13 protein-coding genes are annotated in these 13,213 nt (G+C 64.7%); 1 reads left to right on the top strand and 12 read right to left on the bottom strand.

Annotation, left to right across the window (positions count from 1 at the left end):
* Positions 1-105 precede the first annotated feature (105 nt).
* The 7 genes from AAHB16_RS13015 to AAHB16_RS12985 form a co-directional block, all read right to left on the bottom strand.
* Positions 106-852 (bottom strand): ABC transporter ATP-binding protein, encoded by a 747-nt coding sequence (locus AAHB16_RS13015; protein ID WP_342051057.1) that lies wholly within the window; start codon positions 850-852, stop codon positions 106-108.
* A complete protein-coding gene (locus tag AAHB16_RS13010; protein WP_342051056.1) occupies positions 845-1,660 on the bottom strand; it encodes an ABC transporter ATP-binding protein in 816 nt (271 codons plus the stop codon). The genes AAHB16_RS13015 and AAHB16_RS13010 overlap by 8 nt, the downstream gene beginning before the upstream one ends.
* Positions 1,657-2,619 carry a branched-chain amino acid ABC transporter permease gene (locus tag AAHB16_RS13005; protein WP_342051055.1) on the bottom strand — a complete coding sequence of 321 codons (963 nt, stop codon included), beginning with the start codon at positions 2,617-2,619 and terminating at the stop codon, positions 1,657-1,659. The genes AAHB16_RS13010 and AAHB16_RS13005 overlap by 4 nt, the downstream gene beginning before the upstream one ends.
* Positions 2,616-3,476 (bottom strand): branched-chain amino acid ABC transporter permease, encoded by an 861-nt coding sequence (locus tag AAHB16_RS13000; protein ID WP_150377115.1) that lies wholly within the window; start codon positions 3,474-3,476, stop codon positions 2,616-2,618. The genes AAHB16_RS13005 and AAHB16_RS13000 overlap by 4 nt, the downstream gene beginning before the upstream one ends.
* 3 nt (positions 3,477-3,479) lie before the next feature.
* On the bottom strand, positions 3,480-4,658 hold the full coding sequence (locus tag AAHB16_RS12995; RefSeq protein WP_342051054.1) for an ABC transporter substrate-binding protein: 1,179 nt from the start codon (positions 4,656-4,658) through the stop codon (positions 3,480-3,482).
* 485 nt (positions 4,659-5,143) lie between these two features.
* The gene (locus tag AAHB16_RS12990) at positions 5,144-5,851 is read right to left on the bottom strand and encodes a nitroreductase (protein WP_342051053.1); all 708 of its coding nucleotides are present in this window, start codon (positions 5,849-5,851) and stop codon (positions 5,144-5,146) included.
* Between the two features lie 3 nt (positions 5,852-5,854).
* The gene (locus AAHB16_RS12985) at positions 5,855-6,403 is read right to left on the bottom strand and encodes a 4-hydroxylaminobenzoate lyase (RefSeq protein ID WP_342051052.1); all 549 of its coding nucleotides are present in this window, start codon (positions 6,401-6,403) and stop codon (positions 5,855-5,857) included.
* A gap of 117 nt (positions 6,404-6,520) precedes the next feature.
* On the opposite strand from AAHB16_RS12985, the gene AAHB16_RS12980 reads away from it, so the two are divergent.
* A complete protein-coding gene (locus tag AAHB16_RS12980) occupies positions 6,521-7,501 on the top strand; it encodes a LysR substrate-binding domain-containing protein (RefSeq protein WP_342051051.1) in 981 nt (326 codons plus the stop codon).
* A gap of 76 nt (positions 7,502-7,577) precedes the next feature.
* Here AAHB16_RS12980 and AAHB16_RS12975 read toward each other — a convergent pair whose 3' ends face one another.
* The 5 genes from AAHB16_RS12975 to AAHB16_RS12955 form a co-directional block, all read right to left on the bottom strand.
* Positions 7,578-9,116 carry a TolC family protein gene (locus AAHB16_RS12975; protein WP_342051050.1) on the bottom strand — a complete coding sequence of 513 codons (1,539 nt, stop codon included), beginning with the start codon at positions 9,114-9,116 and terminating at the stop codon, positions 7,578-7,580.
* Complete coding sequence (locus AAHB16_RS12970; RefSeq protein WP_342051049.1) at positions 9,103-11,124, bottom strand: FUSC family protein; 2,022 nt, start codon at positions 11,122-11,124, stop codon at positions 9,103-9,105. The genes AAHB16_RS12975 and AAHB16_RS12970 overlap by 14 nt, the downstream gene beginning before the upstream one ends.
* Entirely contained in the window at positions 11,105-12,154 is a 1,050-nt protein-coding gene (mdtN, locus tag AAHB16_RS12965; protein ID WP_342051048.1) for a multidrug transporter subunit MdtN, read from the bottom strand. Before mdtN ends, AAHB16_RS12970 begins: the two co-directional genes overlap by 20 nt.
* On the bottom strand, positions 12,151-12,411 hold the full coding sequence (locus AAHB16_RS12960; protein WP_150377123.1) for a hypothetical protein: 261 nt from the start codon (positions 12,409-12,411) through the stop codon (positions 12,151-12,153). Before AAHB16_RS12960 ends, mdtN begins: the two co-directional genes overlap by 4 nt.
* Positions 12,412-12,522: 111 nt before the next feature.
* On the bottom strand, positions 12,523-13,182 hold the full coding sequence (locus tag AAHB16_RS12955; protein WP_317889549.1) for a hypothetical protein: 660 nt from the start codon (positions 13,180-13,182) through the stop codon (positions 12,523-12,525).
* Between the last annotated feature and the right edge of the window lie 31 nt (positions 13,183-13,213).

Genomic DNA, 13,213 nt, shown 5'->3' with positions numbered 1-13,213 from the left:
CCGCACCGGTCGCGGGGAGCGGTGCACAAGGTTGTGGACATGGTCTGAGGCGACGGCGCCGGACGTGTGGCGCCGTCAGGAAGCTTGCCTAGGGCGTTTGAATTCTCATCCGCTGGAACTCGTCTCCGGAGAGGGTGGGGATGCGTCGCGGGCGCCTACGCCCAACATCCTTTCAAGCAGGCCGGCGTCACTGGACAGTGCCGCGCTGGCGCCGGAATGAACGATGCTTCCACGCTCCAGCACGATGACGTGGTCGGTCATCTCGAGCGCCAGGCTGGGATGCTGCTCCACCACGATCGACGGAAGATCCGCCTCGCTCTGCATGCGACGGATGCTGAGCGCGAGCTCTTCCACGATGATCGGCGCCAGCCCTTCCATGGGCTCGTCGAGCAGCAGGATGCGGGGGTTGGTCATCAGCGCGCGTCCAATCGCAAGCATCTGCTGTTCTCCACCGGACAACTGGTTGCCGTAGTTTCCCCGGCGCTCCGCGAGCCGGGGAAACAAGTCGTACACGCGTTGAAGATGCCAGTAGCCGCGGGTGGCCACCACCGTGAGGTTTTCCTCCACCGTCAGCGAAGGAAAAACTTCGCGCTCCTGCGGCACCCAGCCGAGGCCGGCCCTTGCCCTGGCATGGGACGGACGATGCGTGATGTCGTCGCCTAGCCAGTAGATGGACCCGGCTCGCACGCGCGTGTTGCCCATCAGGGTTTCCAGCACGGTCGTCTTGCCCACGCCATTGCGCCCCAGGATCGCGAGGCTATCGCCATCTGGAATGGAGAAGGTCATGTCCTCGAGCACGATGGCCTCACCGTAGCCGGCCGTTACCTTGTCAAAAATCAGCGAGCTAGCCATGCACTGCGACTCCGTGGCCAACCGAAGCGGCGCCATTGCCGGAGAGGGCGGCGATGCTGCCCTTGCGTCCGAGATAGACCTCCTTCACGCCAGGGTCGTTGGCAATCGTCCCCGGTGAGCCTTCGGTAAACACTTTCCCGGCCACGAGCACGGAAATGCGCTGCGCAAATCGAAAGACCAGATTCATATCGTGTTCGATAAACAAAATACTGATGTCCTCCGGCAGCCCCGCGATGACTTCGAAGAGCTCCGTGCTTTCGCCTGCCGGGACCCCGGCCGCCGGCTCGTCGAGCAGAAGGATGCGAGGCTGGGTGGCCAGCGCCAGGGCGATCTCGAGCAGGCGCTGCTTGCCGTACGCCATTTCCACGACGGGTACGTTGGCAAGGTCTGCCAGCCGAAGGCTGCCGAGGATCTCCATCGCCTCGTCGTGGATCTTGCGCATGGACCCGACGGGCTTCCACCAGCATGCGCCCAGGCCTTCGCGCTCGCAGACGGCCAGCACGACGGAACTCAGCGGCGTCAGCCGGGGAAACAGCGTGTTGATCTGAAACGTTCGCGACAGCCCCGCCCGCACGCGCTGATCCGCGCGCAGGTGCGTGATGTCCTGACCGCCAAGTTCGACGCGGCCCGAGGTGGGACGAATCACGCCAGTCAACAGATTGATCAGCGTGGTCTTGCCGGCGCCGTTCGGACCGATGAGGGCATGTCTGGCACCCGGCTCGATACACAGATTCACGCCGCCTACGGCATCGAAGGAGCCGAAGCGCACGCCGAGATCCGTGGTGCGCAACATCAGCGTCTCGCTCATCGCGTCCTCCCCACCGGCGCCAGCCGGGCAAGCAGGCCCATGATGCCGCCGCGGCCGGCGAGGGCCGCCGCGATCAGGAAGATCCCGAGCCAGAACATCCAGAACTGCGGGTCCAGATCGGCGAACACGTCATGCAGCGTCATATAGACAAAGGCACCCACCATGCCGCCGTACAGTCGTCCCGCACCGCCGACGACGAGGATGATGAGAATTTCGGCGGACTTGGCGAATCCAAGCGATTCGATACCGACGAACTGGGTGGTCTGTGCCAGCAGCGCACCCGCGACACCGGCAAAGGCGGCGGACAGGCAGTAGGCGAGGCGCAGCCGCGCGTCGACCGGGGAGCCCAGCGCGAGCATGCGCTTGCGGTTGTCATGAATGCCGCGCAGCACGAGGCCGAACGGCGATCGCAGCATCAGCCGGACGACCAGGAAGGCGCTTGCCACGACCGCGAAGGCGTACCAGAACGCGGTATGTCCCCACAGATCGAATTCGTAGCGCCCGAACAGCGGCGCCATGACGATGCCCTGGAGCCCGTCCGTGCCTCCGGTGAGCGAACTTGCACGATTGGCGATTTCAGCGAGCAGTACCCCCACGCCGATCGTGATCATGAGCCGGGCCAGATCGCCACCGCGTACGATCAGATAACTGAGCAGGTATCCGGCGATGGCGCATACGACCAGCGCCGCGCCAATGCCAAGCAGCGGATCGTTCCAGGAGTGCCGGGCCAGCAGACCGGCGCAGTATGCGCCCATGCCAAAGAAGGTTGCGTGGCCGACGGTCAGAATGCCGGCGTACCCCAGCGCGATGTCCAGAGACAGCGCGAACAGGCCCATGATGAGGATCTGGCTGACCAGTGGTAGCTTGTCGGGCAGGAACAGATAGCTGCTTGCCACGGCCAGCCAGAACGCGAACTCGGCAAGTCCGGCGTGGCGCGGCGTCAGAGGGATCGTTTTCACGCAAGAGCCTTTCGCGAAAGAATACCGTTGGGTCGAATCAGCAGGGCCGCGACCATGAAGACGTAGATGAAGAAGGCGCCGATTTCCGGCAGGTAGTACTTGCCGGCAACGTCGATCAATCCCACCATGAGCGCCGCGACGAACGGGCCGACGATGGACCCGGCGCCGCCGACGCACACCACGATCAGGAAGTACACGAGATACTTGAGCGGGAAAGTGGGCTCCAGGCCCAGCATCCCGAGACTCAGCGCGCCGCCCAGGCCCGCCAGTCCGCACCCCAGCGAGAAGGTCAGCATGAAGAGCCGCTGCACGCGGATGCCGGTACCCTCTGCCACGCGCTGATTGTCGACTGCCGCCCGCACCATGGCGCCGTACCGGGTGCGCGTCATCGCGAGTCGCAGCGCCGCAAAGACGACGATGCCGCAGGCGATCAGAAACAACCGGTAGTGGCCGGCTTCGACGCCGAGAATCGTCATGCGCCCCTGCAGGCTGGCGGGCAGCGCGAATGGCTGCACCGACGGACCGCAGAAGTAGGTCGCTCCCGCGATCGACACGAAGACGACGCCGATCGACATGAGCAACTGGTCGAGGGGGCTCGATCGATACAACCGCCTGAAGATCAGGCCTTCGCAGATGGCGCCGATCGCCGCGGCCGCGACAAAGCCCGCAACAAGGCTTGCATAGAAATTCAAGGCCATGTGCTGCATCGCCAGCGACGCGGCGTAGCCTCCCGCCATGGCGAAGGTGCCATGCGCGAGATTGACGTAATGCATCAGACCCATCGTGATGGACAGGCCTACCGCGATCAGAAACAGGAGCATGCCGTAGGCCACTCCGTCGAAAATAACGGTTCCCATCTTTTACTTCGCTTCCTTGCCGGGATCCGCCACGCGTTCGAAGGAATCGAACTCGACGTTGACGAGCTCGCCGTTGACCTTCTCGGTCCGGCGGATGTACACGGTCTGCACGATGTCTCGCGTCTTCGGATCGATCTCGATCGGCCCGCGCGGGCTCTCGAACTGGAGGCCGCTCATGGCTGCCATGACCTTCGCGCCATCCGGGTCGCCCCCCGTCTTCTTCAGTGCAAGATCGAATGCCGCCATGCCGTCGTATGCCGCCACCGCGAAATAGCTGGGGCGCATCTTCTTGCCATAGGCCGCATAGAAATCGGAAATGAACTTCTGATTCAGTGGCGACTTGTGGGCGTAGGAGTAGTGGTGACTGGTCGTCAGTCCCAGCGCGACATCGCCGGTTGCGGCGAGGTAGCTGTCATCGGTGGCTTCGCCCGTGGCAATGAGCTTGATCCCGGCATCGTCCATGCCCCGTTCTTTCCACGTCTTCAGGAAGGCGGGAGGCATCACGCCGGAGGGGAAGAAGATAAACACCGCTTGCGGTTTGGCATCCTTGATGCGCTGCACGTAAGCCGAGAAATCCGGATTGCTCATGGGGGTGCGGACACTTCCCACAATCTTTCCGCCCTCGGCCGTGAATGCCTTGGTGAATGCCGACTCGGCATCTGCGCCGGACGCGTAGTCGGCGGTCACCGTATAGACCTCCTTGATCTTGTTCCTCGCCGCCCACCTGGCCATCGGGGCGGACACCTGCTCGACCGTGAACGACACGCGCGACACATACGGCGACGACGCAGTGATGCCGGACGAGCTGGCATTCATGACTACGGTCGGAATCTTCGCCTGGGTCGCCACGGACGCGACCGCGTACGCGTTCGGGCTGAAGTCGAGCCCGGCCAGCAATTGCACCTTGTTCCGGACGATCAGTTCCTGTGCAAGCCGCTTTGCTGTCTCGGGGGCGGGGCCGCCGGTGTCCTTCCTGACCAGTTCGACGGGCCGGCCCCCCAGCTTTCCGCCGTGCTGCTTGAGGTAAAGGTCCATCCCGGCATCGAATTGCCGACCATAGTCTGCGTAAGGCCCCGAGTAGGTGGCGATCACACCGATGCGCAGAGGCTCGTCGGCGGCCGAAGCAGCGCTTGCACACGACAAGGCAAGGGCAGGGAGGAGAAGTCGGGACAGTTTTTTCATGCGTATCTCTTGTGAGTTCGTGTGGACACAGCCGGCGGCGTTATGTATGCAGCCACATTCTTCAGTGGCGCCTCATACCGATGAGATCACTTTTATTGTCGGCAGTTGGCGCATTGTTGCATGCATTAATAACGTGACACCAAGGAAAATCGCGTCATTCGCGCCTATTAAGTTGATAAAAAAGCATTTTTTAGGGAAAGTCCTAACCTCTTTTCGATGGTATTGGATGCAATGAAATGCAATCGCTGTGCCAGATCGTATCGGCTGTATGCAGCGCTGGAAGAAGTTGACGTTATTTCTTTTAAATCAGCGAGATACGATGTTGCTGGTCCGTATCTGGGGACGCGGCTCGCGCTCATGCGCGCGAACCGGAACGGTGCATTGGCACCACGAGTGGGCGTCAGGCGGATTGGGACAATGGGCTGCCGATCGTGTAGTGGGCAGCCCGGCCTTGGCGGCGGACGAAAAGAGAGGCTTCCGGGAGGTCAGGCCGGTGGGAAGCCGAGCATCCGGGCAAAGTCCGGCACGGACTGTCGCGGCGTTCTGGTCTGATTGACCGGCGCTTCCGCATCCGCGTACCCCATGGAGATACCGAACGCGGTGATCTCCTCGTCGGGCATCTGCAGGTGAGATGCGATCTGGTCGTGCAACTGCGCAAACGCGACCTGTGGGCAGGTATCGATGCCCCGGGCTTTCGCCGCGATCATCAGGTTCTGCGCGAACAGGCCGATATCGATCCAGCTATGCGGCTTCAGCCGGCGGTCGATGCCGATGATGAGTCCCACCGGCGCGCCGAAGAACGAAAAATTCCGCTCGGTCTGACGCATGCGCGATGCCACGTCGTTCCGGTCGATATTCAGCGAGGCGTAGTAGCGCGCGCCAAAGTCCATCACCCTTGCCCGATACGTATCGGGCAACGGGTCGGGAAAATGGGCGGGCGCCGGCATGTCGCCGGCGCGGAAGGCCTTGACCAGCCTGTCCGTCAACGCATCCTTGAACGCGCCTGTCACCACGTACACGCGCCACGGCTGGGTATTGCCACCGCTCGGTGCGGTCGAGGCATCTTCCAGAATCTGCTCCACGACCTCCCTGGGTAGCGGCACGGGTTTGAAGGCGCGGACCGAGCGGCGGCCGCTTGCCACCGAGGCAACGCATCGTGCGATGGCGTCCTGGGGCATGGTGTCCTGGAGCATGGACTACTCCTGCGGCGCCGGATGGTACGAGATCCGGCCCGATGGCAGGAAGAACAGTGCGATCACCGCGCCGCCTTTCGCTTCCGGATAGTGATGGCTGCCCGGCGCGGGAGCTGTCCAGCCTTCCGCGCGCCAGCCATCGGGACCGTTGAGGAAGGCGCCCTGGTTCAACGGCACAACCATATTGAATTCTCCATAGGGGTGGCCATGGTATTGCCCGCGGAAACGGCGATCCGGATGCCCCTGCTGGTTGTCCGTGCTGTCCATGTAGACCGCCGTGATGCTGAAATGCAGCGTGCGCGCGGTGGGTTCGGCGATGCGGCTGCGGCGATATTTCGGGCCGTCGATCTCGACGTTGGCGGCCCAGCCGTCTTCCACGCCCTTCCGGATCAACCGCGACAAGGTCTGGTAGAGCTCGCTGCCGGGCCCGTACTTCTCGTTGAGCCAGCGCTCGATATCGCTGTTGGTCGTGATGTCCTTGACTTCCTCGAGGAAGGGAATGCAACGCTCGATCAGCGCTTCGCGATCGTTGTTGAGAATGTCGGCTGTCATGGTGCGGGGAAACGGTTGTGAATGGATGCACCCAATATTGCGCCGAGACCGGATTGAGTGGAATTGATGTATGTGCAAGCGCATAATGCATGCGATTCAACTCACCAAGCCGCGATCATGAGCATCGGCCGCACGGACCTGAACCTGCTGAAGGTATTCGAGGCTGTCTACGAAGAACGCAACCTGATTCTGGCAGGCAAGCGCCTGCATCTCACGCAATCGGCGGTAAGCCATGCGCTTCGCAGGCTGCGTGAGTTGGTGGGCGATGAGCTGTTCATCCGAACGGGGAAGGGCATGGAGCCTACCGGCCGCGCGATGGCGATGGCGCCAAGCCTGCTGGACTCCCTGCGTCGCATTCAGGATGCATTTGGCATGGCGCCCTTTGCCCCGGAGCAATCCCAGCGACGATTTGTGATCGCGGCCAACGATCTTGTGACGGAAGTCATCATCGCCCCGCTGTCGCGCGAACTGCTGACGGTGGCGCCCGCGGTCGACCTCGTGATTCGGCCTTCGACACGGCTGGACCTCGCGGAGCAGATCGATCTCGGGCGCATCGATCTCGCCATCGGCATCTTCTCGCAGGTACCCTCGCGCTTCAGTTCGCGCGAGCTGATGTCGCAGGGAGAGTCGATCCTGATGCGAAGGGGGCATCCTGCCTCACGCCGGAAACTCAAGGTTGCGGATTTGGGGAAGTATCCGCTGGTCACGCTATCGGTGGGCGGGCACGAGGAAGGCGCGGTGGGAGGGTTTATCGTGGAGCGCGGCCTGGCGCGACAGTCGGAGATGTTCGACCGGCGGGCGTTGGAGCACGCTTTCAACGAAGCGCAGGCGATACCGCGCGTGCGAGTGACGGTTCCCCACTCGCTCGCCATTCCGGCGTTACTGCGCGATACCGATATGCTGGCGGTGGTGCCATCTCTGCTTGCGAAGGCGCTTGCCAGCAACAGCGATTTGATTTGCCGCGCGTCGCCCTATGCAGGCGGGCACGAGACGATGTGCGCGGTATGGCATGGGCGCGACGATTACGACGTGGGTCACACGTGGCTGCGCGAACTGGTTGCGCGCGTGGCGCGAACCGCGGAGCAGGCGCTCCAATAGCGGAAGCCGTGTCGGCCCGGCAACCCGGCAACCCGCCTGCGGAACCAGGCCGCGCGACTGGCGGGGCGCCATGTCATCAGGGTGTCTTGCCGATGTCCCCCGTGGCGAGCGCCAGCGTCGCCGCCGCGGCCAATGCCGCGCTATAGGCATCGGCCGACGCATTGCGCGCAAGCAGCAACTGGTTCTGTGCGAGGTTGGCCTCGGTGACGGTGCCGACGCCCTTTCGATAGGCGTTATAGGCCGCGTCATAAGAGGTCTGGGCGGCGGCGGCCAGGGTCTTGGCGGCGTCATAGGCGGCCAGGCTCGATTCCAGTGCGCTCTGGCTGACGACCACCTGGCGTACCGATTCCTCCTTTGCACGGGTCAACCTTGCCGACGCACTGTCCGCGTCATTGCGCGCCTGCGCCAGCACGGCGGAGCGCGTGCCGCCGTCGTAGATCGGCAGCGTCACGCCCAGGAACACGCTGTTGCCGTAGCGATAGCCATTGAGGTTGACCGTCGGCGGCTGCTGTCCCACGGGTGGAATCGCTGTAATGGTCGAACCCCCCGACGCATACGAGGCGAACGCGGACATGAACACCTTTGGCATGAACGCGGCTTCGGCGGACTTCACACGGGCCTCGTTGGCGCGCTCGAGCGCGTAGGCGGCCAGCACATCGGGCCGTTGGGAAATGGCCTGCTCCACGATCTGTTCGATCGAGCTGCGCAGCGCCGGGGACAGGGGCCGCACGGGCATCTCGGCGATCCGCGGCTTCGACAGCGGAGAAATACCGACGGCATTGATCAGTCCCAGATAGGCATCGGTCGCCGCGCCTTGTGCCTGTACCTTCGCCAGGTTGGTCTGCGCCTGGTTCTGCGTGGCCTGTGCTACCTCCACCACCGTGCCGATGCCCCGCTGGTAGCGCGATCTGGCGGCCGTCAGCACGGCATCGGCATTCGCCATGGCCTGGTCCACGGTGGCCACTCTCGAGCGGGCAGCCTGGTAGCGGTAATACGCCACGCTGACCTCGTGGATGATGCGCTGGTGCATGGAGGTGAACGCGATGTTCGCAGCCACCGTCATCTGCTCCGCGGCTTCCACCACGCCGGCCCGCTCCCCGAAATCGAACAGCAGCCATTGCAGCGACAGCACCGATACCGCTCCCTGGTGAGAGATGTCCGCGCCTGCCTGCCCCAGCGCGGTGGGACTGGACAGATGGCCGTTCTGCCAGCCGCCCATTGCCGATACCGATAGCCGTGGAAGATAGGTGCTGCGAGCAATGCCGGTCGCCAGTGCGGCATTGCGGGCATCGTTCCATGCCACCCGCGTCAGTGGGTTGGACGATTCCGCCAGGTCGATCAGCTCGGGCAGCGTGTAGTCGTGAGCGGGATCGAGCGGCGCCGGCGGGGCAATCGTTCCCAGCGCGGTATTTGCCGGCAGCACATGGTTCGATGGTCTGTCCTGCGGCGTGGGCTTGCTTGCCGCACCGGCGACGATCTCCCCCGTGGCCGTGGTGGCCGGCTGCCATGGCAGGTCGGGCCGCGGCGGCGCAAGGTCCAGCGCCGACGTGGCACAGCCGGTCAGGGTCAGCAGCGCGCAAAGCGGCAGCAGCGCGAAGGAATCAGGGTTGCGCATGGGAAGGGGAGGAAGTGACCGCGCCCGGACGCGATGCAGACAGTTGTTCATCGACCAGCGCAAGCAGGGCGTCGCGCGTACGGTCGCTCTGGCCGCTTTGGTCGCTTTGGTCGCTTTGGTCGCGCTGGCCGCCCTGGTCGTCCCCGGGACGGATGTCCTGAACGGCGGGCGGCGCCTCGTCGGTACTCACCGCATGAAGCCGCGCGGCGACCGCGGGGTCGCCCGGATACCGCTCCGCGAGCATGAACAGCATGCCTGCCACCGCGTCGAGTACGCGCAGCCGCTGCCGGCGGGTTTCCACCCACGCGGACGAGGGACCGACGGAGGCAGGTTCGTAGCCTGTCAGCAGCAAGTCCTGCGCGATATTGCCGTGCAAGGCCTGGGCACTGGCGGCATGCCGGCGGCGCACGGCGGCCCGCGGGGCGTCGATCAGTTGCTGCCACTCGCTGACCAGCGCCGACAGTGTCGCTTCGATACGCCCGGCGATACTGACTGGCCAGACGCGTGTGAACACTCCATACACGACCAGATTGCCGATGATGATGCCGATCACGCGGTCACGCGCAATGGTCAGGTCGAACCCCGGCCCCGGCCCCTGGATGACGCAGAGATAGAACGCAAACGCGATCTGCAGGCCCGCGTACGCGATACGCGGCGAGCCTGTGGCCACCCAGGCGGACAGCCAGGTGCCCACGAACACCAGCGCCAGCAGCCCGCCGACGGAATCGAGTGCCGGCACGATATAGACGAGGGTCGCGGTGCCCACTGCCGCGCCAGCCACGCACCCTGCCAGCCGCAGGGCAAGCTTCTCGACGGATTCCGCCGCGGTACCCAGCGACACGAGGTAGCACGTAATGAAGCAGGTATGGATGCCAGGCCAGTTCAACTGCTGGTAAAGCAGGTAGCAGAACATTGCCGCGCCGGTGGTCTTCAGCGCGTAGTGGACATGGGCACGGTTGCTGAAGGCGTCGGCATCCAGGAATCCGCCGGATTTCCCGGCCGGCTCGCGCTGCGGGGCGCTGGATGCGGCCGGCGCGTCGGGCTCGGCATAGTGTTCGATGGCATCGCGCAGCGCCTGCGCCACGGATTGCTGCACCGGTGACAACACCGTGACATCGGGCCACGGCAGTGTGATGTCGACGGGATAGCCGCCTGTTGCGAGCATGCGCGCCATGGCTTCGAGCGTGTCGGCCGCCGGCATCGCGAAGACGGCTGGCAGTCTCGCCCCGGCCTGCCGGCAGCCGACATCGGCGGCCATCAGGATTGCCGTGGTCGAGGTCGTCGCCTGGCGCAGCGCCAGTACGTCCGCCGTGTTCGCGCTGCCTTCGAACTTTGCCAGCTTGAGCCACCCGTCCACGGGCTGGACGCCATCGCGCAACACCTTCTCCAGGGCGGCGCAGTGCGATTGCGGATCGCGCAGGCTTTGCGCCGCGACAGTCAGGCAATGCGCCAGCCGCGCACCTGCCAGCCGCCGCGGCGAGGGTCCGATGAGCAGGTTGACCACCACGTTCGCGCCGATGGGAATCGCCACCATCAGCAGCGTGTACAGCAGCGCCCGTGTGGCGACCTCACCGCCGGGCACGAGGCCGAGCTCGTCCAGGCCGAAGCCGACGATCATCGCCACGATGGCCCCGACAGGGCGCAGCTTGCTCGCGGAGGTCAGGAAGAGCAGGCCGACCGACAACACCGTCATGCACGCGACGCGTAGCATGGGGTTGTCGAGCGTGAAATTGGCCAGCACGATCACCAGCCCGACGATGAGGCTGACCAGGATCAGCATGGCGATGCTCATCACGATACTGCTGGTTCGGTCCGCGCGATTGACGAAAAAGATCACGTACGCCGAGATGGCGGCTTCCGGCGTGCCGTACATGGCGGCAATCAGCACGGTCAGCGTGCTGGCCACGGCGATGCGCGTGGTGGCGGCCGCGCGCCCTGGAAACGGCGCGAGCAGCGCGCCGAGGTCGGCAATGCCGATGCGGCGCCGTTCAGCGGCAGGATGCGCCACGCCCGACCTCGACCGTCGCACTCGCCCCGACCCGCGCCAGCGCCTCCGGTGGCTCGTCCAGCTTGATGCGCACCGGGAACCGGTGCGCCACGCGCACCCAGTTCACGGAAGGCTGCACGTAGGGAAGGGAGCGCGGCAGGTTGAGGCGGTCGGTGTCGGTGATACCCACTCCGATGCCCTGCACGGTGCCACGAATCGCCTCGCGCCGGTCGATCATCGAGTAGACCGTGGCGCAGTCGCCGACACGGATATGGCCAAGTTGCGTTTCGCGGAAGTTTGCGACCGCGAACCACTCTCCGGTATGAACGAGCACGAACAGCGACTGGTTGGGAATCACGACTTCGCCGGCCAGCACCGTAAGGCCGATGACGCGGCCATCATGCGGGGCGCGGACCACGGTATCGTCCAACGCGCGCTGGGCGATGGCCAATGCTGCTTCCCGCGCGTGCACGGTGGCGATGGCGTCGTCCTCGTTGCCAACGGCCTGCGCCGTCGTGGCCCGCTGTACCTGCGCCTGCTTGAGGGTCACCGCCGCATCGTTCCTGGCCACCTCGGCCTGGTCGAGCTGTTGCTTCGGCACGTAGCCGTCGGCGGCGAGCGGGCGCAACCGTTCCACGGTACGTTGGGCCAGCGCGTAGTTCTGCTCGGCGCGGGCGATCTGATCGGAGGCGACCGACGCCGTGCCGCGCTCGGTCCCGACGGCGCGGCGCCGCGTGCCGAGCATCGCCTTTGCCAGCTCGAGGTCTGCCTGCGCCTGGGCCAGGGCGAGCCGGTAGGGGACGGGGTCGATTTCGAACAGGACGTCGCCCCTGGACACGTGCTGGTTTTCGGTGACCAGGATGCGCGCAATCCGCCCGCCAACCGGAGATGCCACGTGGACCAGATCCGCGTCGAGCGTGGCATCGTCGGTCGATGGATATCCGGACGTACGTGCGTATGCATAGATGGAAAGCGCGACGGCCAGCAGGACGATGACCAGCGCAATCAGTTTCCCGCCCAACGGGCTGCGGCGGACGCCGGCCATTTTCATAGATGCCCCGCACCGAGTAGCCAGACGATTTCGGCAATCATGACGCCGATCGCCGTATTGACGAGTAGCTGGAAGCGGACGGTTTCCGCCCAGCCGGTTGCGACGAACACACGCCAGGCAATCACGGCGCCCAGAATACCGATCAATGCGCTGAGCAGCCAGAGCGGAAAATACGCTCCGAACAGGACAAAGGAAGGGGCGCCCGCACAGCCATGAAGCAGGGCAGCCAACACTGCGAGCGGGAGCAAGCGAGCCATGGGTCAGGATGGCCAGAGGGACACATGAAAGTTCCACGCAATATAGCAGTGCTCAATCCCGATTGTCCAAGGGATCGAGCGATGCAGGCGGCCGGCAACTCGCCTTGCGGATCAGCGCTGCGGCATTCCCTGACAGAGCGCGAGGTTGTGCCGGATCGCCTTGCCCGTGGGATCGTAGTTGTCCTTGTCGCAGGGCGGCAAGCTGATCGAATCGTCCCGGGTCATGCGCACGGCCACCGTGTCCGACAGGGCCGCAAGGCACTGCGCCCGATCGCCCCGATGGAATTCGGTGATGGCGAGATCGCTGCGCGCCTTGTCGATCTCGATCCAGTGCATGAATGGCTTGCATTCGCCGATCAACGCCGTCAGCGTGCCGCGCGCGGCGTCGTAGTTTTTCGCCGCGTATTGCCGGTGCGACAGCGAGACTCGCGCGGTGCGCTGACGATCGGTACATGCCGGCGGCGGCAGGCGATATTCGCCGTCGAAGCTTGCCCGCATGCCGCAGGAATCGCGACAGGCTTCGACGGTCGCCTCCACGTCGAGGTTGAGCGTATCGCCGCTGCGCGAGAACGCGATGCGGCATTGGCTGTCCTTGACCAACCCGGTCTTGCCCTTGATCACGCCTTCGGCCGTGCAAGTATGGCAATTGACACCGATGGTGTCGATGGTGAACGCGGACCCCTTCACCGTCAGCGTGCCGTGCGCGCTGCCGCCGTCGGTGTAGGCGTACTGGCCTGGCGGTACGTCGGCCGCGAACGCGGATGCGGTCATGGCCATCGCGGCGCATGTCGCGGCTTGGCGG

The sequence above is a fragment of the Cupriavidus sp. OTU4054 genome (assembly GCF_038440175.1).
GTDB classification, from domain to species: Bacteria; Pseudomonadota; Gammaproteobacteria; order Burkholderiales; family Burkholderiaceae; genus Cupriavidus; species Cupriavidus pauculus_D.
Note: the sequence above shows the minus strand (reverse complement) of the source record. Positions and strands in the feature narration are given on the sequence as shown.